Origin of the sequence: Bordetella tumbae, from assembly GCF_965139195.1 — a bacterium.
GTDB classification, from domain to species: domain Bacteria; phylum Pseudomonadota; class Gammaproteobacteria; order Burkholderiales; family Burkholderiaceae_B; genus Bordetella_A; species Bordetella_A tumbae.
Genome location: NZ_CBCSJH010000022.1, coordinates 26971 through 49479, shown reverse-complemented (window position 1 = coordinate 49479; position 22509 = coordinate 26971). Strand labels below are relative to the sequence as shown.

20 protein-coding genes are annotated in these 22509 nt (G+C 59.9%); 9 read left to right on the top strand and 11 right to left on the bottom strand.

Features of this window, described 5'->3' with window-relative positions; translation table 11 throughout:
• Positions 1-25: 25 nt before the first annotated feature.
• Both ACNA0J_RS19920 and bktB read right to left on the bottom strand, forming a co-directional pair.
• Positions 26-796, bottom strand: a complete 771-nt coding sequence (locus tag ACNA0J_RS19920) for a spermine/spermidine synthase domain-containing protein (RefSeq protein WP_415820601.1) — start codon at positions 794-796, stop codon at positions 26-28.
• Positions 797-861: 65 nt separating this feature from the next.
• Positions 862-2043: a beta-ketothiolase BktB gene (gene bktB / locus ACNA0J_RS19915; RefSeq protein ID WP_415820600.1), complete on the bottom strand. Its 1182-nt coding sequence runs from the start codon at positions 2041-2043 to the stop codon at positions 862-864.
• A 188-nt stretch (positions 2044-2231) separates the two neighbouring features.
• On the opposite strand from bktB, the gene ACNA0J_RS19910 reads away from it, so the two are divergent.
• From ACNA0J_RS19910 to ACNA0J_RS19900, 3 genes are all read left to right on the top strand, one after another.
• The gene (locus tag ACNA0J_RS19910; protein WP_415820599.1) at positions 2232-3389 is read left to right on the top strand and encodes an acyl-CoA dehydrogenase family protein; all 1158 of its coding nucleotides are present in this window, start codon (positions 2232-2234) and stop codon (positions 3387-3389) included.
• A 70-nt stretch (positions 3390-3459) separates the two neighbouring features.
• Positions 3460-4473 carry an acyl-CoA dehydrogenase family protein gene (locus ACNA0J_RS19905; protein ID WP_415820598.1) on the top strand — a complete coding sequence of 338 codons (1014 nt, stop codon included), beginning with the start codon at positions 3460-3462 and terminating at the stop codon, positions 4471-4473.
• 87 nt (positions 4474-4560) lie between these two features.
• The gene (locus ACNA0J_RS19900) at positions 4561-4935 is read left to right on the top strand and encodes a tautomerase family protein (RefSeq protein WP_415820597.1); all 375 of its coding nucleotides are present in this window, start codon (positions 4561-4563) and stop codon (positions 4933-4935) included.
• Positions 4936-4973: 38 nt separating this feature from the next.
• Here ACNA0J_RS19900 and ACNA0J_RS19895 read toward each other — a convergent pair whose 3' ends face one another.
• Entirely contained in the window at positions 4974-5867 is an 894-nt protein-coding gene (locus tag ACNA0J_RS19895; protein ID WP_415820596.1) for a LysR family transcriptional regulator, read from the bottom strand.
• Positions 5868-5969: 102 nt separating this feature from the next.
• Between ACNA0J_RS19895 and ACNA0J_RS19890 the strand changes: the two genes are divergently transcribed.
• The 3 genes from ACNA0J_RS19890 (at position 5970) to ACNA0J_RS19880 (ending at position 8812) form a co-directional block, all read left to right on the top strand.
• Complete coding sequence (locus tag ACNA0J_RS19890) at positions 5970-7223, top strand: CaiB/BaiF CoA transferase family protein (protein ID WP_415820595.1); 1254 nt, start codon at positions 5970-5972, stop codon at positions 7221-7223.
• Positions 7220-7690, top strand: a complete 471-nt coding sequence (locus ACNA0J_RS19885; protein WP_415820594.1) for a MaoC family dehydratase — start codon at positions 7220-7222, stop codon at positions 7688-7690. The genes ACNA0J_RS19890 and ACNA0J_RS19885 overlap by 4 nt, the downstream gene beginning before the upstream one ends.
• Before the next feature lie 150 nt (positions 7691-7840).
• A complete protein-coding gene (locus ACNA0J_RS19880) occupies positions 7841-8812 on the top strand; it encodes a Bug family tripartite tricarboxylate transporter substrate binding protein (protein ID WP_415820593.1) in 972 nt (323 codons plus the stop codon).
• Positions 8813-9018: 206 nt separating this feature from the next.
• On the opposite strand, the gene ACNA0J_RS19875 is transcribed toward ACNA0J_RS19880, so the two are convergent.
• From ACNA0J_RS19875 to ACNA0J_RS19860, 4 genes are all read right to left on the bottom strand, one after another.
• Positions 9019-10278: a quaternary amine ABC transporter ATP-binding protein gene (locus tag ACNA0J_RS19875; RefSeq protein ID WP_415820592.1), complete on the bottom strand. Its 1260-nt coding sequence runs from the start codon at positions 10276-10278 to the stop codon at positions 9019-9021.
• Positions 10275-11132 carry an ABC transporter permease gene (locus tag ACNA0J_RS19870; RefSeq protein WP_415820591.1) on the bottom strand — a complete coding sequence of 286 codons (858 nt, stop codon included), beginning with the start codon at positions 11130-11132 and terminating at the stop codon, positions 10275-10277. Before ACNA0J_RS19870 ends, ACNA0J_RS19875 begins: the two co-directional genes overlap by 4 nt.
• Before the next feature lie 370 nt (positions 11133-11502).
• Positions 11503-12501: an ABC transporter substrate-binding protein gene (locus ACNA0J_RS19865; protein WP_415820590.1), complete on the bottom strand. Its 999-nt coding sequence runs from the start codon at positions 12499-12501 to the stop codon at positions 11503-11505.
• Between the two features lie 573 nt (positions 12502-13074).
• Positions 13075-14334: a class I SAM-dependent methyltransferase gene (locus ACNA0J_RS19860; RefSeq protein ID WP_415820589.1), complete on the bottom strand. Its 1260-nt coding sequence runs from the start codon at positions 14332-14334 to the stop codon at positions 13075-13077.
• Between the two features lie 214 nt (positions 14335-14548).
• Between ACNA0J_RS19860 and ACNA0J_RS19855 the strand changes: the two genes are divergently transcribed.
• From ACNA0J_RS19855 to rpmG, 3 genes are all read left to right on the top strand, one after another.
• Positions 14549-15727 (top strand): Bcr/CflA family multidrug efflux MFS transporter, encoded by a 1179-nt coding sequence (locus tag ACNA0J_RS19855; protein WP_415820588.1) that lies wholly within the window; start codon positions 14549-14551, stop codon positions 15725-15727.
• 303 nt (positions 15728-16030) lie between these two features.
• Positions 16031-16267, top strand: coding sequence for a 50S ribosomal protein L28 (rpmB, locus tag ACNA0J_RS19850; protein ID WP_012250213.1), 237 nt, complete (start codon positions 16031-16033; stop codon positions 16265-16267).
• Between the two features lie 30 nt (positions 16268-16297).
• Complete coding sequence (gene rpmG, locus ACNA0J_RS19845; RefSeq protein ID WP_003810296.1) at positions 16298-16465, top strand: 50S ribosomal protein L33; 168 nt, start codon at positions 16298-16300, stop codon at positions 16463-16465.
• Between the two features lie 140 nt (positions 16466-16605).
• On the opposite strand, the gene ACNA0J_RS19840 is transcribed toward rpmG, so the two are convergent.
• From ACNA0J_RS19840 to ACNA0J_RS19825, 4 genes are all read right to left on the bottom strand, one after another.
• Entirely contained in the window at positions 16606-18408 is a 1803-nt protein-coding gene (locus tag ACNA0J_RS19840) for a SulP family inorganic anion transporter (RefSeq protein ID WP_415820587.1), read from the bottom strand.
• A gap of 237 nt (positions 18409-18645) precedes the next feature.
• Positions 18646-19194, bottom strand: coding sequence for a hemerythrin domain-containing protein (locus ACNA0J_RS19835; RefSeq protein ID WP_415820586.1), 549 nt, complete (start codon positions 19192-19194; stop codon positions 18646-18648).
• A 106-nt stretch (positions 19195-19300) separates the two neighbouring features.
• Positions 19301-20464, bottom strand: a complete 1164-nt coding sequence (locus ACNA0J_RS19830) for a D-alanyl-D-alanine carboxypeptidase family protein (protein ID WP_415820585.1) — start codon at positions 20462-20464, stop codon at positions 19301-19303.
• Between the two features lie 8 nt (positions 20465-20472).
• On the bottom strand, positions 20473-22269 hold the full coding sequence (locus tag ACNA0J_RS19825) for a chloride channel protein (protein WP_415820584.1): 1797 nt from the start codon (positions 22267-22269) through the stop codon (positions 20473-20475).
• Positions 22270-22509 lie beyond the last annotated feature (240 nt).

Genomic DNA, 22509 nt, shown 5'->3' with positions numbered 1-22509 from the left:
GGTGGGGCCACATACCAGCCCCGCCTTAAAAGTACAGCACTCCGTCAACGGCGTGCCTAGTCAACGCCCGGGCCCAGCGCCGGGCCGGTAACCCATATTGGCTTTCCACGATTTCCGCCCGGGCTAGCAATTGCGCCGGGGTAATGGCCAACGATGGGCCGCTGAACGCCAGCACGATCTGATTCCCTGCGTCGATCTCGGGCAACAGCACAATGCGGTCGTCAAACGCCTGGCGTATATTTTCGATATTGCGGTCAAAGCTCTCGTGCTGGCCGAATAGATTGACCGACAAAACGCCCACCTCGCCCAGCACGCGGCGGCAGGCACGATAAAACGAAATAGAGTCCCGTACCGGCCCGCGAGCCTCGGCATCGTACAAGTCCACCATCAGCACCGGGCAATTCCCCGCATGCTGCGCGTCCGCCACCCACACGGCGGCATCCTCGTGATGCACCGTCAGGCGCGGCGATGCCGGCAGGCGGAAAAACATCTGGCACACCGCCGTGACCTGAGGATTCCATTCCACGACCGTCAGCGGGCTGCGCGTGTGTTTCAGGCAAAACCGCGTCAGAGAGCCCGCCCCCAGTCCCAACAGGCCGATCGATTCCTCTTTGGGCGGCTCCAGAAACAACAACCAGGCCAACATCTGCGAGGTGTATTCCAACACCAGTTCCGCAGGCGCCTTGATGCGCATGGCGCCCTGGATCCATTCCGTACCGAAATGCAGATAACGGATGCCCTCGGATTCGGAAAGCGTGGGCTGATCGGCAGCAGCGGGGCGAGTACGGGCAGGCATCGGAAAGTCTCAGCGAATAATCGCGTGATTGTAGCGAGCCTTCCCCGGGACGTGTTGGCGCAGGATTACACGCGCTCGAATATCGCGGCAATCCCTTGTCCACCGCCAATGCACATCGTCACCAGCGCATAGCGGCCTTGGATGCGTTGCAGTTCATACAGCGCCTTGACCGTGATGATGGCGCCCGTCGCGCCGATCGGATGGCCCAGGCCGATCCCGCTGCCGTTCGGGTTCACCTTGGCCGGATCCAGGCCCAACTCGCGCGATACCGCGCACGCCTGTGCGGCAAAGGCCTCGTTGGCCTCGATGACGTCCAGCTGATCCACCGTCAGGCCGGCACGCTTGAGCACGGCCTGAGTCGCCGGCACGGGCCCGATGCCCATGATGGAGGGATCGACACCTGCATGCGCATAGGCCACGAGCCGAGCCAACGGTTTGACACCGCGCTTTTCCGCGACTGAGGCGTTCATCAGCACGACAGCAGCGGCACCGTCGTTCAGGCCCGAGGCATTACCCGCCGTCACGGTCCCGTTTTCTTTCTTGAACACGGTCTTGAGCCCGGCCAACCCTTCGACCGTCACGTCGCGCCGCACGTGCTCGTCGGTATCGAACACGACTTCGCCTTTACGGGTTTTCTGGACGATGGGCACGATCTGGTCGCGGAAATAGCCCGCGTCGATCGCAGCCGCCGCGCGGCGGTGCGATTCTGCCGCCAACGCGTCCTGGTCGGCGCGGTTGATGCCGAATTTCGCCGCTACGTTTTCAGCCGTCACCCCCATGTGGATGCGCTCAAACGGATCCGACAGCGCGCCGGTCATCATGTCCAGCAAGGCTGCATCGCCCATCCGCGCGCCCCAGCGTTGCGCTGGCGCGATATAGGGAGCACGGCTCATGCTTTCCGCACCCGCGCCGATGGCGATATCGGCATCGCCCAGCAGAATGGTCTGCGCGGCCGACACAATGGCCTGCAGCCCGGAACCGCACAGGCGGTTGACGTTAAAGGCGGGCGTCTCTTTGGCGATGCCGGCATTCATGGCCGCCACACGCGACAGATACATATCGCGCGGCTCGGTGTTGATCACATGCCCGACGGCGACATGTCCCACCTCGTCGCCGCCGACGCCCGCGCGGGCCAATGCCTCTTTGATGACAGTCGCGCCCAGATCGATGGGCGCCACATCTTTCAACGCACCGCCGAAATCGCCAATAGCGGTACGGGCGGCTGCGGCAATGATGACTTCATTCATGCAATATCTCCAGGAGCACGACATGCCGGCACCATACCGGCAGCAACTCCCTCATCATACTGCGCTGCGGCAAAACAGGTCTGGCGCCGTCCGATACGAAATATGTATCGGGCGGCCATAAAAAAATATTAGACAAGGATCGGCCTCCAGAGGGATAGTCCAACGCCAAGGAGCCGCTAATCCACAACATGATAGACACGCTTGAACTGACCACCATTCCCACCGAAGACGAATCCCTGCGTACAGACATACGCGCCTTTCTGACCGACGCGTTGGCGGATATGCCGGCCGATCAGCGCGCTCGATCCTGGATGGGCTTTGATGCTGCATTCAGCCAAGCCTTGGCTGCCCGCGGCTGGCTGGGCATGACCTTGCCCCGCGAATACGGCGGCGCCGCCCGTGGGCATTTTGCGCGATTCGTCCTGTCCGAGGAGCTGCTGTGCGCCGGTGCACCGGTATCGGCCCATTGGATCGCCGATCGCCAAAGCGCCCCGTTGATTCTGAAGTACGGCACAGAAGCGCAGCGCCAGTTTTATCTGCCCCGCATCTGCCGCGCCGAAGCGTTTTTCTGCATCGGCATGAGCGAACCGAACTCAGGCTCGGATCTCGCCAGCATCCGCACGCGAGCCGAGCCCAAAGAGGGCGGCTGGCTGCTCAATGGCAGCAAGATCTGGACCACCAACGCCCATCGGTCCCATTACATGATCGCGCTGGTACGCACCTCCGGCACAGCAAGCGATCGGCACCAGGGGCTGTCGCAACTGATCGTCGACCTGTCGCTGCCGGGCATCACCATACGCCCTATCGAAGACCTAGCGGGAGACGCACATTTTTCCGAAGTGTTCTTCGACAACGTGGCACTCGATGCGTCAGCACTGATCGGCACAGAGGGCGATGGATGGCAGCAGGTCAATGCAGAACTGGCGTTTGAACGCAGCGGCCCCGAACGCATCTATTCCAGCATGGCGCTGGTGCAGTGCTGGCTGTCCCATTGCCGTGCCATGCAGATCGACGACACCCATACCGCCGCCGCGCTCGGTGAAATCCTGACGCAGCTCGCCACACTACGCGCCATGTCGCTGGCCGTCGCCGGGCAACTCGCCAGTGGCCGCAGCCCCAGCATCGAGGCTGCTTTGGTCAAAGACCTGGGTACAGAACTGGAGCAGCGCATTCCCGACCTGCTGGCACTAACCTTGAGCCAAACGCCTGACCACGCAATACCTCCAGAACTGCTGCGCACATTGGCTTACGTAGAGCAAGTCAGCCCGACCTATTCGCTGCGTGGCGGTACGCGCGAGATCCTGCGCGGCATCATCGCGCGAGGGCTGGGGCTCAGGTCAAATTAACGTTGCAGTCTTGCTGCAGCATCTCTTTTTATCTCGGCATCGATGCCGAGGCATTTCGAAGCGACTGACGATGGATACCTTATTCGGCGACGCCGCCCAGCGCTTGTTTGCACAAGCCTATTCCACAGAGGTTCTGTATGCCATCGAGCACGGCGCATCCGCCGATGCAGCCTGGCAAGCAGTGGAAGACTCCGGTTTTCTGGATGCGCTATTACCCGAGGACGCCAACGGGGCCGGCCTGCGCCTGGCCGACATCGTGCCATTGGCCCAATCGGCAGGGTGGCACGCCGTGGGTGCGCCAGTGATTCAAACGCTACTGGCACGCGTCTGGCTGCATCACGCCGGCCAGCAACCACCGTCAGGCCCCATTGCCTTGGCTCCCTTTCAAGTACACGCTACGGCATCCGGCATCCAGGCCCATGCCGTCAGCGCCGCACGAGTTGCACAATGGGTTTTAGCGGCGACGACGGAAGGGGTCCGCCTGCTGCCCATCGCACAGGCCGACGTCACCCCCTCTGGAGGCCACGGCAGCCTCGATGCGGATTTACATTGGCCATCCGCCGTACTGTCTGACAGCCCCTTGCTGAACGTCGCCGACGTCAGCTTGGCCGATTTGGCGGCTGTGACCTACGCCGGTCTTATCGCTGGCGCGCTGGAACGGATCCTGGCGCTGACCATAGACTATGCCAACCAACGTACGCAGTTTGGTAAACCTATCGGGCGTTTTCAAGCAGTGCAGCAACAAATCAGCGTCTTGGCCGAGCAGGTCTGGGCAGTACGGACGGCGGCGCAGCTAGCGTATCAGAGCCCTGACTGGCGCCCTGCTCCCTTGTTGGCTGCACTAGGCAAAGCGCGAGCCAGCGCCGCCGTGACTCGAGCTGCAGACATAGCGCATGCCGTGCATGGCGCAATCGGCGTAACCGCCGAGTACGAATTGCAGTATGGCACGCGCCGATTGCGCGAATGGCGCCGGGCAGCGGGTGGCGAGGCGTATTGGAACGCCCGCATAGGCGCTGACGCGCTGTCTAGCCCTATGACAACGCTGGACTATGTGCGCCAGCATCTCTTTGCCGTGATCGAGTGATCGTATCCTCGCCTGCCAAGATTGCTATGATGCGACTCATCTCAACCCCAGCGAGCCGAAGGCTCGCGTGACCCGCCAGGAATCGCCATGCCCGTCCTGAATATGCAAATCATGCAAGGCCATAGCACCGCTCAAAAAGCGCAACTGTTGCAGAACTGCTCGCAAGCCGTCGTCGACAGCATCGCTGCGCCCCTGCCCTCCATCCGTATCGTGCTGGAAGAAGTCGCCGCCGAGCATGTCATCGTCGCAGGAGAAATCGGCAAGCCCATGGCGCTGGTCATCGCACGCCTCATCGAGGGCCGCACTCCCGAGAAAAAAGCCGCACTCATCGCTGCCGTCAGCCGCGCCGTCCACCACAGCCTCGATATTTCAGAACAAGACGTGCGCGTCATCGTCAACGATGTGCCCAAGACCGACATGGGCGTCGCGGGCGGGATCAGCGCCCTGGCTGCGGGACGCTGATCCCGCCTCGCTGCCTCTCCATCGTTTGCAATGGCACATCATTGCGCCGACAGCATGGAGTCGCGCAGCCGCAATACCGGCGCACACGAGGTATCTCGGTGCGCCACCAACGACAATGCCAGCGCGTCATGTGCATCGGCGTCCAGCAAATCCACGAATTTCACATGCGGTGTGGAATAAGCGCGTGTCACGCCAGGCACCAGGGCTACTCCCAAACCGCTGGCCACCAGACTGACGAGCGTCTGCACCTGAATCGCCTCCTGGCTGATCAGCGGCGAAAAACCGGCTTTGTGGCACAGTGCTTGAGCAACGCCATGCAGGCCCGGGACCTTGTCGGGCGCGTACATCACAAACGGCTCTGCCCGCAATGCTTGCAGCGTGACAGGCCCATCATGGGCCAACGGATGCATAGCGGGCAACGCCAGAATCAAGCTATCGCGCTCGACTACCCACGTCGATAACGACGCATCTTCGGCCAATGGGCCACGCACCAGACCCGCATCGATCTCATTGGCACGCAACATTTCCGCCAAGCGCTTCGTGCTGTCTTCGCGCAACTCCAACGCGACGTCAGGATAACGGCGCCGGAACTCAGGCAAACAACGCGGCAATAGCATGTACGTGGCCGAGCCGACAAAACCCAGACGCAATCGCCCGAGCTCGCCCAACGCCACACGCCGTGCGGACTGCCGTGCCTGGTCGGCATGAAACAAGGCACGTTGGGCATCGGCCATCAACGCCTGCCCGGCAGGGGTCAATGACACCCCTTTTGCGCCACGCTCCAACAACAACACGCCTACGCTGTGCTCCAGCTTTTGTATCGATACCGATAGCGCAGGCTGGGCAATATGCAGCGCCTCGGCGGCACGCCGATAGCTGCCGAGCTCGGCGATCGTGACGAACTGGCGTAACTGCCTCAGGTCCACAGCCATAACAAATTCCATATCGCGTCATACCAACGCCATATTAGACGGTTATCTGCGCGGTGATTAGGATGGCATGCATCAGATGTCCCTATCGCAGAGCAGCAATTCATGACGACAAAGAACCCCACTGAGCGCAGCGCCCTGGCCGGCATACGCATCCTGGACCTGACTGCCGTGGTATTCGGTCCTTATGCCTCGCAGATCCTGGCCGACTACGGCGCGGATGTCGTCAAGATCGAACCGCCCGAGGGCGACTCGACCCGCCGCACCGGGCCTAAACAGGAAGACGACCTCGCCGCCATTTTCCTGGGCATCAACCGCAACAAGCGCAGTGTCGTACTGGATCTGAAACAAGCCGAGGCGCGCGAGGCCCTGCTGACCCTGGTCGACAGTGCCGATGTTCTCATGCACAGCATGCGCCCAGCGAAAATGGCGCGGCTGGGCCTGGACCCGCAAACGCTGTGCGCCCGTAACCCACGGCTGATCTATGCTGGCCTGTATGGCTTTGGCGCAGGCGGCGCCTATGCCGATCAACCCGCCTATGACGACATCGTGCAGGGCCTGACGGGCATCGCTGACATCACACAACGGCAAAGCGGCGAACCGCGCTATCTGCCCACCATAGCCGCCGACAAAACCTGCGGTCTGGTGGCGGCCCACGCCATTCTGGCAGCCCTGTTTCAACGCGAACGCACAGGCCTGGGACAGCAACTCGAAGTCCCGATGTTCGAATCCATGGCGTCGTATCTGCTGGTGGAGCACTTCTACGGCCGCCACCTGCAAGACAGCCCGGGCGCCGCCGGCTATCCGCGCGTCTTGGCTCCGTGGCGCCGTCCCTATCAGACCACCGATGGCTATTTGTGCATGATGCCCTACACCGACGCCCATTGGCGCCGCTTCTTTAACGAAACCGGCCATGGCGCGCTGGCCGATGACCCACGCTTTACGGACATCGCAGCACGCACTCAGCATATCGAGGACCTCTATGCGCTGGTGGGCCGCATCGTCGCAGACCACCCCACAGCCCACTGGCTCGCCTTGTGCCAGCGCCTGGAAATCCCGGCTGCGCCCGTCAATCGCCTGGAAGACCTGGAGCAAGACCCGCATCTGCGCAGCGTAGATTTCTTTGTGCCACTGACCAGCGCTGCCGGTCATCACTATCGCTTTACACGCAACCCTGTCCGCCTACAGCGCTCTCATGTACCACCGGCCATGCCGCCTCGACTGGGCGAACACACCCGTCAGGTGCTGCAACAGGCAGGACTGTCAACCGAACGTATCGAGCAGTTGCTGGCGAGCGGCAGTGCTCGCGACAGCAGCCATTCCATTTCCCTTTCCATTCCACCCGAGGTCGAGCAATGACAACTCCCCAACCCCCTGCCCTGCTAGGACGCGGCTACTACTGGCAAGACCTGCAAGTCGGCCAACGCTTTCACACATTCCGCCGCACCATCACCGAAACGGATATCGTCAATTTCGTCAGCGTGACCGGCATGCTGGAGACCATCTTTATCGATGCCACGTACGAACACGGCGCCATCCGCGGCCGCCCCGCCCCGGGCGCATTGACCTACGGCCTGATCGAGGGTCTGCTGATGCAAGGCATGGTCCAGGGTACGGGTCTCGCGCTCCTGGAGGTACACAAGAAAATGCTGGCCCCGGTCGTCGCTGGCGACACCGTCTGGGCAGAAGTGGAAGTCACGGGCATACGCCCCACCTCCAAAAACAATCGCGCCGTAGTGAACTCATCGATCGAAGTCCGCAATCAACACGGGCAGCCCGTGATGACTTACACCGCGACGCGACTGCTCGCCGGCAAGCCTGATTGAACCGCCCCGGCGCATCCAGGTGCGTCGGGACAACAGTGACCGTTAAACGCAAGGCGGCGCGTACAACAACGTCTTGCCGCAAAAGGAACAACAACACACCACCGTTCGCGCTGCCAAACAAAAGCCACAACAACACAAGGAGACAAACGCATGAAACGCATTCACCGCCTACTCACTGCGATAATGACTCTGGCGGGCATCGGCCTTGCCTCGTCGGCACTGGCCGCCTGGCCCGAACGCCCAGTCACCATGGTGGTGCCGTTTCCACCAGGCGGCCCTACAGACCTGGTCGCCCGGGTATTGGCCAAGCAGCTATCCGATCAAACGGGCCAGACCTTCGTCGTCGAAAACAAAGGCGGCGCCAACGGCAACATAGGCATGCAGTACGCGGCAGCAGCGAAACCTGATGGCTACACCGTGCTGTACAACACCTCGTCCATTGCGTTAAGCCCCAATCTATACCGCAACCTGTCGTTCGATCCCGTCAAAGATTTCGATGCAGTCTCGTCGACAGCAGTGATCCCTCTCGTGTTGCTGACGCATCCCTCAGTGCCTGTCCACAACGTCAAGGAATTCGTCGACTATGCCAAATCCCATCCAGGCAAACTGTCTTATGCCTCAGCAGGCGCGGGCAATGTCACCCATCTGGGCGCGCTGCTATTCTTGCGCTCGGTAGACATAGACGCCGCCCATATCCCTTATCGCGGCAGTGCGCCCGCCATGACAGACTTGGTAGGCGGCCAAGTGCAGTTCATGACCAACACTCTGAATGACTCATTGGGTTTTATCCGCGAAGGAAAACTACGCGCCCTGGCCGTCAGCAGCAAAACGCGCAGTCCTCAATTACCCGATACCCCCACTTTGGCCGAAACGGTCGTTCCCGACTTTGAAATGGGTGCATGGCAAGGCGTCGTCGTCCCGGCAGGCACGCCGCCAGCGATCATCAACAGCCTCAACGCACAGATCCGCAAAGCCCTGCAATCGCCCGACGTCCTGAAACAGCTAGCCGCTCAAGGCGCGCAACCACTGGGTGCCTCACCACAGGAATACAAACAATACATCCGCGACGAGATCCAGCGTTGGCACGAAGTCGTCAAAGCCGCCAACGTACGGCTCGACTGAGTATTTTTGACTCCGACTCAGCGTGCAGCTATCCGCGCAGTGAATGTCGAATGTTGAAACGCAGAGGTCCAGGCATTGAGCGATGGGCCTCGATGCGTTGCCTCGACATGACCAGATGCATTAGGGGGCGATCCAAGCCGCCCCCTAATGCCAAACTCGCAAGGTGCTCAGGAATCATTCCGGAACACCCAAAGGCTCACACCGCGCTAAACCGACTCGGTCGTCTTGACCGCATTCTGATTCGGTTCGTCGTCAGCCGTTGACGATGCAGTCGCCTCAGAGGCAGCCTCCTGCAATGCTGGCGTGACCAGATCCACGACCTTCTTGCGGGACAACATACCGATGAACTCGTCATCCTCGCCCGTCACGGCGACCGGTTGATCACTGTGCACCAGACGAGCCAACACCTCATCCAAACCAGCCGTGGCAGGCACCGAGGCCAGATCCTCGACATACGCTGACACATCGCGCACACCCGCTTCGACGGCACGCTGCGCAGCCTCGCTCGTGAGCACGCCTGCCAACCGCTTACCGTCAAGCACGGGCGCATACTCGAAACTCAACGCATGCATACGGTCCAAGGCATGCGCCGGACGGGAACGCATGGTCAACGTCAGTCGCGGCGGATTCACCGCATGCGCAGCATTGAGGACCTTCGTACGGTTGACGTCCTGCAGGAACGCTTGCACATAGTCATTCGCCGGATTCAGCAAGATGTCTTCCGGCGTGCCTTCCTGCACCAGCTCGCCGTCCTTCAGAATCGCAATGCGGTTACCCAGACGCAGCGCCTCGTCCAGATCGTGCGTAATGAACACGATGGTCTTGTTCAGCTTGGCCTGCAACTGCAACAGATGATCCTGCATTTCACGGCGGATCAGCGGATCCAGCGCCGAAAACGCCTCATCCATCAACAGAATCTCGGCATCGGTCGCCAAGGCGCGAGCCAAGCCCACACGCTGCTGCATTCCGCCTGACAACTGATGCGGATACTGCGCCTCAAACCCATTCAGGCCCACCTGATCCAGCCAATGCCGCGCACGCTCTTCGCGCTCTGCCTTGGACACACCTTGCACAGTCAGGCCGTACGCCGCGTTATCCAGCACCGTACGATGGGGAAACAGACCAAAGCGCTGGAACACCATGCTCATTTTCTTTTGGCGAAACGTCTCCAGCTCACGCTTGCCCAGGCTGACCACGTCCACGCCATCGACCAGAATATGGCCGGCGCTAGGCTCGATCAAACGATTGAAATGGCGGATCAACGTCGATTTACCCGAGCCCGACAGACCCATGATGACGTAGATACTGCCTTCTTCGATCGACAGGCTGATGTCACGCAACCCCAGCGTATGACCACTCTTGGCCAGCAGATCTTCCTTGCTCATGCCGCTCTGTGCGGCAGACAACCATTTTTCCGGATGCGGGCCAAAGACCTTATAAATGTTTTTGACTTCAATCTTGCTCATCGGTGGCCTCCTTTACGTACACGGTGTCCATAAGATTGCGTAATGCGGTCAAACAACACCGCCAGCACCACAATCCCCAGGCCTGCCAGCAGGCCACGGCCGACCTCCAGACGATTGATACCCAACAGCACTTCATAACCCAGGCCGCGCGCGCCGATCATCGACGCAATCACCACCATCGACAGCGCCATCATCGTGGTCTGGTTGATACCAGCCATGATATTTGGCAGCGCCAGTGGCAGTTGCACACCGAACAACTGTTGGCGCGCATTCGCGCCAAACGCACGCGACGCCTCGAGCACCTCGCGGTCAACCAGACGGATACCCAAGTCAGTCAAACGAATCAGCGGCGGCACTGCATAAATCACTGTAGCAATAATCGCGGGAATCTTGCCCAGGCCAAACAGCATCACCACCGGAATCAGATAGACAAAACTCGGCATCGTCTGCATGATGTCCAACAGCGGCAGCATGATGGACCGCAACCAATTAATCCGCGCCATCAGCACGCCCACCGGAATACCGATAATCACCGACAGCCCGGCCGCCATGATCATCAGCGCCAGCGTCTGCATCCCGGCATCCCACAGCCCCAGCAACCCGATCACGCACAGCAGCGCGCCCATGGCAATGCTCAGACCAATACGGCGGCTGACGCCCCAAGCAATCGCGATCGTGACCAACACCACCAGCCACCATGGCGTGCTGCGCAAGACCTGCTCCAGCCACACCAACGCGCTCAGGAACGGCTGCGACATCGACTCCAACGTGTCCGCATACTGCGTCACCAAGTGATCGACGAACGAATCAATAGCGCCACGCACAGCGCGTGGCGGAATAATTTCTGGAAACATAAACCCTCCTTACGGGCATGCCGTAGAGCGATGCAGCCGATAAATAGACAGAGCAATCAGCTGCATGACCCTAATCACGCAACGTGCCTCCCGTACCAAGCCAACGGCCACAATCGCCTTCGGCCTAGGTCACATGAACATGCCGTACGAACATTCACACAACATGCTTCACGCTCACGTCCGACGTGGCACGCGCCGCACGCACATATCGCCCGGCACCCAGCAGGGACGCCCAAGCAGAGAAACCCGCCGCACTGAACAAGAGCCCCACCGCACGAAAACAACGCTAAACAGCGGAGCCACGCTCACGAAAGAAACACGGCCCCCTCGCCTCAGCAAGGCGAGAGGCTAGCGCCCCAACAAGCGACGCTTACAACGCCGCCTTGACCCGCGTCGCGACCTCAGCAGGCACCCACTTGCTCCACACATCAGACTTATTCTTCAGGAACCATTGGGCGACATCAGACGACTCGTCTCCCGACTCTTCCATATGGGCCAACGTCGCATCCATCTCAGGCAGCGGCACGGAAACCTTGGACAAGAACTCGGTCAACTTCGGTGCTTTCTCCGCAAAACCAGAATTCACAGCCGTAAAGACGGGGTTCTCCGGATAAGCGCTAGGCTGAGGATCCTTGCACTGCGGCGACGTCAGGCACTTATGCTTTTCTGCGTCATACGGCGGCAATTCCAGCTTCACCAGATCCAGCGCCCCCACCAGCGGCGTGGGATACCAGTAATAAAACACCACATTCTGCTTACGCTTATAGGCAGAAGTCAGCGCGGCCTTCTGTGCGGCGCCTGTCCCCGGCGAATACAGCGTGAACGAGTCATCGAGCTTCAGCGCATGGAACAGATTCGTGCTGACAACCTCGCAACCCCACCCTGCCGGGCAGCCGTAGAAGCGGCCTTTGGAGGGCTCTTCCGGATCTTTGAACTCATCCTTGAACTTGGGCAGATCCGCCGCCGACTTCAGCTCGGGCAGACGTTCAGCCGTATAGCGCGGGATAAACCAGGCTTCGCCGCCCATATACACATCACCGATGCGCTTGACCTTGCCGGTCTTCTCGGCCTTTTCCCAAGGCTCGGCGACGCTGTTTAGCCAGATCTCGGTATTGATATCCAGATCACCGCGCTCCAGCGCGGCCAACGCCGGCAGCGTTTCCGTGGGCAGAGTTTCGGTCTTGCAACCAAAGCCCTTTTCCATGATGAATCGTTGGACATCGACCAGGACCAGATTGGACTCCCAGTTCATGCCGCCAAACTTGACCGGACGGTCGATTTCGCATTGCGCGTCAGCCGCTTGAGCAGTACCGGCAAACGCAAGGAACACCGCTGCAGCAGACAGGGTTTTTACAGGATTGAAACGCATTGGCTTTTGCCTCCATAGGTTCAAGGACACCCCGCCAACCAAACCAGGTTGCGTGATGCCGTGGAGCTAAGGGGGTTGTGCGGAAGACGGGCAGAACCGCCAATACAAACCGACACTAGCAGCGAGACGTGGTGCCGCAAGGGGCAGCAGTCTCATCAGACAGCAAACCCAAACAGTAGCCCTATGAAAAAAGCCCCTGTCGGGATGACAGAATTTTGAATACAACTAAATGAAGAAGCCAGCATCTTAGCCGATTTTGACCATGCGACCAACACCCAATCAGAATCATTTAGATACAAATAGCCTGAAATTGGCTAGGGAAACTACTCATCGATCAAGCCCAAAGCCCGTATCCACGCGGTGCTGCACTGCAATATAGAAACGACACATTCAGTTTCTTTGAGTTTCTAACAGTTATTATTGAGCCAGCAATCAGCCGCTCATTGCTGCCTTTCGGACAATTTCACGCACTGAATTTTCATCAACCAGGTATCGAGGCCGCCATCCTGGCCGGCTCGTATTGCCTGTCCGTCCGTATCAGCAACTCCTGAGACAAACGGACAGGCATCCACCTCACGCTTCGGTATACATATAGGATCGCCGCCATGGATAGGCCAGATCGGCCGGGTTATCCAGCTCGTCGGGCCGCCCCGTCGCCGGCATCGTGGCCAGCACCTGGTGCAACGCGATCCAGCCATGCTCGAACGCCATCGCGCAACCGGCCAAATACAACCGGTATGCTCGCAGCGAACGCGCCCCCTGCTCGCCCTGCAAGAGCTGGATTGCCTCGGGCAAACGTGCCTCCAGGGCATCGCTCCATGCCCACAAGGTTCGCGCATAATGAGGACGCAGATTCTCCACATCCACACCTTCCAGGCCGCCGTTGGTCATCGCCTCCATCACGCTGCTGATGTGGGTCAGCTCGCCGCCCGGAAAGATATATTTTTCAATGAACTCGCCCATCCCGCTGCCCAGCTCGCCGTTGTATAAACCGGCCGCGGTAATGCCGTGGTTCATGATCAACCCACCCGGCTTGACCAGGCGGCGCAGCTTGGCAAAATACCCTGGCAGTTGCGCACGGCCCACGTGTTCGAACATGCCGACCGACGCCAATTTGTCGTACGGCTGGGACTCGTCGAGTTTGCGGTAGTCCAGCAACTCCATCCGTACCCGGCCCGACAGGCCCTTTTCCTGGATCAGTTTATTGACATAGGCATGCTGATTGCGCGACAGCGTGATCCCTGTCGCATCCACACCGTAGTTCTCCGCAGCCCACAGCAGCAATCCGCCCCAGCCTGCTCCCACGTCCAGAAAACGCTCACCCGTCTGCAAACGCAGCTTGCGGCAAATGTGGTCCAGCTTGGCCTCTTGAGCCTGCGCCAGATTCATCTCGGGCGTACGGTAATACGCGCAGGAATAAACACGGCGCGGATCCAGCCACATCGCATAAAACTCGTCGGATAAGTCATAGTGAAACTCAATCTGCTTGGCGTCACGCTCGACAGAGTGGCGCCACACCGAGATCACCTTGCGCACCAGATCGGTCAACCAGCCCCCCCGAGCTGCATCGACCGGAGATCCCGGCAACAGCGCCGCCGCCGCGGCCATGACATCGCGCATATTGCCTTGGATATCAATGCGGCCCTCGACGTAGTCCTGGCCCAACACCCCGACCGCCCCTTCGGCCAAGTGAGCCAACGCCGATTTATCCCGAGCAACGAACCGAACCTTTGGATCGGCAGGTCCCACGACAGTGCCGTCGGGCAACTCTAACTGTACGGTGACTGGCAATGCGTGCAACTTGCGTTCTACAGCAGACAGCATAGGATTCACAGCTTCTCCCCTACATGAAAGAACTGAGCAACTCTATCCGAAAATCCCCACTCCTTGCCAGCCCCGGCAGCGTGCTAGAATAGTTAGCTTGCTATCTAATTCAGCGAGACGTCAACTTCCCTCTCCATGCGCCGTGTTTCTGTGCGGCACGCGCATTATCAGTAGCCCAGCCCCTCCCCACGCATTCATGCCATCGCAGTCTTTACCTCGCCGCATGCCCGGCTGGCTCATCTTGATGGGCGTACTCACCGCCATCGGGCCATTCTCCGTTGATATGTATTTGCCGGCTTTTCCGGCAATCTCCGCCGGGCTGCAGGTCCCGCGCGGCGACGTCGAGCGCACGTTGGCAGCCTATCTGATCGGATTGGCCCTGGCCCAAATTGTCTACGGCCCCCTCGCCGACCGCTACGGCCGCAAACTCCCCATGCTGGCGGGACTGAGCATATACACCGTCGCGTCGCTGGGCTGCGCGCTGGCCAGCGACATCGAGATGCTGACGCTGTGCCGGGTACTGCAAGCCTTGGGCAGCGCGGCCGGCATTGTTATTCCTCGCGCGGTGATTCGCGATCACTACGAAACCCAGGACGCGGCACGCGCCATGTCCATGCTGATGCTGATCATGGGCCTGGCACCGATCCTGGCGCCACTGGCCGGCGGGCAATTGCTTTTCTTCGTCGGCTGGCGCAGCTTGTTTTGGCTGATGGCGGCTGTCTCGCTCGCCATGATCATTGCCACCACGTTGATCATGAAGGAATCCCTGCCCCCGGCACGCGTACAACCGTTACGCGCCCGCGTCATCGCTGAGAATTATCTGGCCCTGATCCGGCACCGCCGCTTTATCGCACACAGTTTGGCCGGCGGCCTGGGCTCCGCCGGCATGTTTGCCTACATCATTTGTTCGCCTCGGGTATTTATCGAGTACTACGGCATCGCGCCCGAGCACTACGGACTGCTGTTCGGCGCCAATGCCGCCGGGCTTATCATCGGTTCGCAGATCAGCGCCCGGCTGCTGCGCAAACGTTCCCCCGTGCAATTGCAGCGCGTCGCCCAAAATGCCTTGGCTGTCGCGAGCCTCGTGGCCCTGGTTCTGGCCGTGACCGGCTGGATGACATTACCGCTGCTGATGGCGTGCCTGGTCGGCTATATGTTCAGCCAGGGGTTCGTCAATCCCAACTCGGCCGCGCTGGCCTTATCGGAACAAGGCATGCGCCTGGGGGCCGCATCGGCTTTGCTCGGCACGCTGCAAATGTCGTGCGGCGCGCTCGCCGGCTTCGTCGTGAGTATTTGGCAGGCAGACGGCCCGTTGCCGCTGGCCACTGTCCTGGCCTGTTGCGCTACCCTGTCCTGGCTGTCTGGCCGCATCGCCCGACGGGGTCCACCCCTCTCGCTATAGGGCAAACCAGCGCGCAACGCCCTGCCCTGCGCGCTGGGAAAATGGGATGTTTTCCCCTTTGACCAACACTCATCAGCCTAGTTATTGATTTTTCTCGCCTTTTCGTATTAGAATAGCGAGCTTCGTATGAAGTTTTCCCGTGAGTAGCCTACTATGCTTTGTAGCTACCACTTTCGACCAGCACCCCGTGTATAGGTACAGCGGGCGGCGGGTAGCGGGTATAAGCACAGGCGTAAAGCCTATCTACCTGTCTTTCCTTCCCCAGCTTCGCCATACGCGGCCAGAATACTTAGAGGTAAAATCATGGCACGCGTATGCCAAGTAACTGGCAAAGGCCCGATGACGGGCAACAACGTTTCGCACGCTAACAACAAGACCAAGCGTCGCTTCCTGCCCAACCTGCAATCGCGCCGGTTCTGGGTCGAGAGCGAAAACCGCTGGGTTCGCCTGCGTGTTTCTGCCAAGGCCATCCGCATCATCGACAAGAACGGCATCGACGCTGTTCTGGCAGACCTGCGCGCCCGCGGCGAACTGGCCTGATCCGGCCCCATCACAATCTAGGAGCAAGACATGGCCAAAGGTATCCGCGAAAAGATCAAGCTCGAGTCGACTGCCGGCACGGGCCACTTTTACACGACCACCAAAAACAAGCGCAACATGCCCGAAAAGATGCTGATCAAGAAATTTGATCCCGTCGCTCGCAAGCACGTTGACTACAAAGAAACCAAGCTGAAGTAATCCAGCCGGTTCTCGACGTAGCAAAAAGGCCTCGCAATATTGCGAGGCTTTTTTGTTGCCGGGCCGCCCCAAAACAAAAACGCCCCCTCGGGGGGGCAGCAAGCCGAAGGCGCAGCGTGGGGGCTTTTTTTCATTGCGGATCACGAATCGTCATCGCCGGCTTCGTTATTGGGCCGAAACGGCCGTTGATTGCACTCGCGGAAAATACGCGCCGTACAGCCTGCGCAGATATCGGGATTCAAGCGCTGGAAAATCTGCGAAATCGCGGAGGCTTTGTCTGGAAAGATATGGTCTTCGCCCAGATAGTCGACGAACCCCATGCGGCGCCACATTTGCATCACCTCGGGCCGGGGCCGATGAAAATACAGATCGCCGCCCATTTCGCGCCGCTTGCGCAGCTCGTATTCCCACACCAGCGCCCCCGCATGATCGATGAAATTCATGCTTTTCGTCATCACCAGCAGATGACGCGGCGCATTGGATTGGCTGCGCAGCGCCTGCAGCCGATCCGCGACATGAGCCACGGCACCAAAATAGACCGAGCCCTCCATGCGCAGTAATTTCAACTGCGGACATTCGGGCAACTCATCCGAGTTCCCTTCGAGCACGGCGAAATGACGATCAGGATCGCTCGCCCTGAATCCCATCGTGCGCATGGCGGGATGCGAGGTGCGATGCAAATATGTCATGAGCGACAGCAACGTCCCCAGCAAAATAGCGATCTCCATACGGATCGTCACCGTCGCCACCATGGTCGCCAGCGCAATCAAGAACTCGTTGCGCTGCACACCCGCGATACGCCGCCAGTGCGGCAACTCCAACAGATTCCATGCCACCAGCAGCAGCAGCCCGGCAATCGCCGCATACGGAATCTGCGCCAACAAAGGCGAGCTCACCGTCACCAGCAGCATCAACAACACCGCGGCGAATACCGCCGCCATGGGGGTGCGCGCCCCTGATTCGAAATTGGGAATCGAGCGATTCAGCGAGCCGCAAGACAAATAGGACGAGAAAAACCCGCCCACGATATTCGACAGCCCCTGCCCCATGAATTCACGATTGGCGTCGATCGTTTGCCCCGACCGCGACGCCACGACCTTGGCAATCGAAATCGATTGCGCCAGCGCCACAATGGATAATGCAAAGGCCAGACCCAGCAGATCCGGTAGCGAACTCCACGGGACCTCGGGCACATGAAACGGCGGCACAGGCTGAGACAGCTTGCCCAACACTCGAATGCTGCTGCCGGGCTCAGAAAACACCCAGGCATTCAGTGCGGCAGCTATCGCGGTTCCCGCTGCGAGGCCGATCAGCATATGCGGCTTGCGACGATCCCAACGGCGCGCCAGTAACGACACCCCTATTGTGACCAGCGCCACCAGCAGCGCCCCCCAATGCAACTCGCTCAGCCCTCTCGCCACGCCCAGCAGTACCGCCCCCGCGCCATGCGCGTGAATACCATCCAGGCCCAACGCATCTTTCAATGCATGTACCGCGATCAACAAGGCTGCGCCGCTGGTAAAACCGAACAAGGCTGACGGCGAAATGAAATTTGCCAACGCGCCCAATCGGAGCACGCCGACCAATGATTGCAAAATCCCCACCAGGATCGTGACCGCCAGCGCCATCTGGATATAGTCATGACTGCCGGCCATCGCCAACGGCGCCAGCACGGCATACAACGCCAGCGAGTTGGCGTTCGTCGGCCCCGACATCACATGGCGGCTGGAACCAAACAACGCCGCGACCACACAGGGCACGATGGCCGAATACAACCCATACTCGGGAGGCAAGCCTGCCAAGGTGGCAAATGCCACCCCTTGCGGCAGCACCAACAACGCCCCCAGCAGCCCGGCAAACGCATCGGCCCGCAGCGAGGCAGGCCCGACATCATGAATCCATGCACCAAATATGCGATTTGCCAACTTAACCACGCGCTGCATCTTCCTATTGTGATGAGGATTGTCGGCCAGGCTCGATTCAGCGCCACGAGTTCATATTAATGGGCAGGCGATAGACCAGCGACAACGCACCGCTTATAACCAGCGGGCATATAGGGTAATCCCATGCATTAATGCGTGCAATGCACAATGGCAATCACAGAGACATTTTCATGAGCAGGTGCCCGCTACCATGCCATGACCGGCCCGATTCCCTTGCAGGACACGGCATATCCGCACCTAGCTCGTCCCGCCACCGCGCCTCGCCCGCATCGCCTGACTCATCTCTGACAGCGCCAGATCGTCCAGCAATCGCGCAGCCATGGGCAACAATTCATCCTCCTCGCGCTGAATATGGGCGGCATACTGCGCGCAAAACTGCTCGACACTGGTCTCGTCGAGCTCGACAGGATGCCCCGCACTGACTGCCTCCAAGGGACTATGCAGGCGGCGCCACAAGGCCTCCAATTGGCGGTGTTCCTGCGTCAAACCGTCCACCATTTCATGCAGACATCTCGCGTCCGAACCCGCCATGGAATCGATCAGCGCAGGAAAGAGATCGGCTTCTTCGTCACGGTGATGCAGCACGGCGGCCGTATCGAAGTACTTCAGCACGCTGGCGGCCGCCGTCTGCGCGACAGCATCGGAACCATGCTGCGCCACATGCGCAGCCAACCGCCGCAGCGTGGCGCATTGGCGGCCCATCCGATCATGACACGCGGAAAGCAGTTCCAACGGCGTATCCAGCCCAACGGCCGGCGACGAAAATCCAGGAATATCGACGGTCATGATCACTCCTTTCCTGTTATTGCGCCGTGCGGCTCACGACCTTTCCGTCATTGCACCGCACCGCTCAAGCCCGGCCGTTCCTACCATCGAACCGCACCGCTCGCGTCTACCCCATGGTCTGCCGCCACCACAGCCGCACCGTATCCCAGGTCCGCGCCATGATCCCGGCCTGCGGCACCGCATCCAGTGCCACGACCGGCCACTGTCCCGCAGGCCGACCATCAACCAATACTTGCAACGACCCTACCTCGGCCTGAGCGGCGATAGGTGCGACCAAGGGTTGCTGCTGAGTCACGACCGGCTTGACCTCCGAGGCCCGTGGAACCGTCACGTAAGCATCGCGCGCCAGTCCGATACGCACGGCATCCTGCTCGCCTTTCCAGACCTGCGGGGTGTCTACAGCCTCCCCTTTAGCATACAGCTTGACGGTCTTGAAGCTCTGGAACCCCCAGTTCAGCAACACCTGGCTGTCCTGGGTACGCAGCTTGTCAGACCCTGTGCCCAGCACCACGCTGATCAAACGCCGGCGCATCTGGCCATCGGGGCGCTCCGCCGAGGCTATCAAACAATATCCCGCCGAATCCGTGTGGCCGGTTTTCAAGCCATCTACACTCGGATCCAACCACAGCAGGCGGTTGCGATTCGACTGCGAAATATTGTTATAGGTAAACGTCCGCACCGAATCATAGGTCCTATACAGATCGGGAAAATCGCTGACCAGACGCTGTGCCAACACCGACAGATCGCGCGCCGTCGAGTAGGTGTTCGGATCGGGCAAGCCGTGCGGACTCGCAAAACGCGTCCCATGCAGGCCCATTTTCCCGGCCTGCTCGTTCATCCGCTGCACGAATGCCTCGACCGAACCGGAGGTCGCCTCAGCCAAAGCAATCGCCGCATCGTTGCCCGACTGCACCAACAAGCCATACAGCAGATCATCGATCGACACACGCTTGCCTGGCTCGAGAAACATCTTGGAGCTGCCCGGCGCGACTTTCCAGGCCCGCGTCGATACGGTCACTTGCTGTTGCGCCGAGAGCCGTCCATCGCGCAACGCCTGGAACACCAGATAAGCCGTCATGACTTTGGTCAACGACGCCGGCTCGATTCGCGTATCAGGATTGAATGACGCGATTTCCTGACCACTCGTGGCATCGAGCAACAACCACGCTTTGGCCGTCACCGGCGGCGGCACGACGGCCGCGGCTTGCGCAGGCACACCTGCCACGCAGGCTGCAACGAGCAGCCAGCTGGCACATACTTTTTTGAACAAGAGAACTCCTACTGGGAATCAACCGGACGCCGGCGCGCACTACGCCAACGGAAATAGGCGGTACGCTCACGCTCGTCGCGCAGCCGGCCGGCCCGCACACGCAGCAGGTCTTTGCGGCCCACCAATCCCACCAGGCGTCCGGTCGCACGCTCGACAATCGGCACGCGGCCGACGCCTGTCAACGCCATACGATCAGCCACCTGGCTGGCAAGTTCGTCAGGATAACCCAGGAAAAGTTCACGCTCGGCCATCATGTCGCCTAACGGACGTGCGCGGTCTTCGTCCTCCATGGTCCACGCCAGACTATCGGCGCGCGTCATTTCCCCCACCACTTTGCCTTGCTCGTCCACCACAGGATAGGCCGTATGGCGTCGCTGCGACGTTGTGAAATGGGCAATGGCATCGGCCACACTCATCGAAGCCGGCAGCGTCTGCACCGAGGTCGTCATCACCGCAGACACGCGTACGAGGTCGAAGGGGTCTACGTGATATTCACGCGTGATGTGATGCCCGCGTCGCGCGATTTTCTCGGTCAGGATCGAACGCTTTAACAACAATACAGTCAGGCCGTACGCAAATGCGCAGGCCGTCAGCACAGGCAGCAACACGCTGAAATTACCCGTCAACTCCACGGCGAATAACGTTGCCGTCAACGGTGCACGCATCGTGCCTCCCATCATGGCCGCCATTCCCAGCAAGGCCCAGAATCCCGGGCTAGCCTCAGGCAGCAAGGGGGTCATCAATGCCCCCAACGCGCCACCAAAAATCAGCAAAGGCGCCAACACGCCGCCCGAGGTCCCCGACCCCAGGGCAACAGACCAGATCACCACTTTCACAATCAACAACAGCAATACGGCCTGAATCGCCAGTTTGCCCGCCAGCAAATCCGTAATGTTGTCGTACCCGACACCTAACGCAGAGGGCTCGATCATGCCGCCGATGCCGATGACCAAACCGCCCAGGGCGGGCCACCACATCCAATGAACGGGCAGTTTTTCGAACCAGTCTTCAAACAGATACACCAATGAGGTGAGCACACCAGACCCCAACCCGGCCAATACACCGAGGCCTGCCCACGCCACCACATGATGCAGCGACGGCTCGCCCACGCCTGCATACGGAAAAATCGGAGCGCCATGCAACAGTAACGGCCGTACCGCTGCCGACACGATGGCAGCCACCGCCACAGGCAGGAAACTGCGCGGCTTCCATTCAAACAGCAGCAGCTCAACGGCCAGCAAAATCGCGGCGACAGGCGTTCCAAACACCGCAGTCATGCCCGCCGCAGCACCCGCCACCAGCAGCGTCTTGCGCTCGCCGGAACTCATATGCACCATCTGCGCCAACAACGAACCGATCGCGCCGCCCGTCATGATGATGGGACCTTCGGCGCCAAAGGGACCACCCGTACCGATAGAGATGGCCGACGATACGGGCTTGAGCACTGCGACCTTGGGCTGAATGCGGCTTTTGCCAATCAGGATTGCTTCCATGGCCTCTGGAATGCCGTGGCCGCGAATTTTCTCTGAACCGTAACGCGCCATGAAACCAATGATGATGCAGCCCACCACCGGTACGGCGATGGCCCACCATCCCAAGGCATGGCTCGCAATCGGCAGGTCCTCCAGCGACAGACGGCCAAAATAGGCCAGGTTGGTACACAGCGTAATCAAACGCAGCAACAACCACGCCGCGCCTACGCCAGCCAGACCGACCAACACCGCCATCAACATTAATAAGAGGACCCGGCGGTCCGTCGTGAAATCACCTAATCGCGACGTACCAGGCGTACGCGCAGAAGACATAGAAGCAAGAGGAGCCATATGAGAAAAGCAGGTTAAAGAACAGTGAGCGCAACGACAAAAGAAAACAGGACCGGCTGCCACACCGATCCCGAAAAATATCGTATCACGATATAAATTACAGATAACTGAGACTGCAATCAGCTATGTCTTTGTCACGAAAACAACATGTTTTAAGGGGTCAACGCAAAGAAATACGCACACAGCGCGTGAAGTTCCGCTATCATCGGGCGCGAGGTGCCA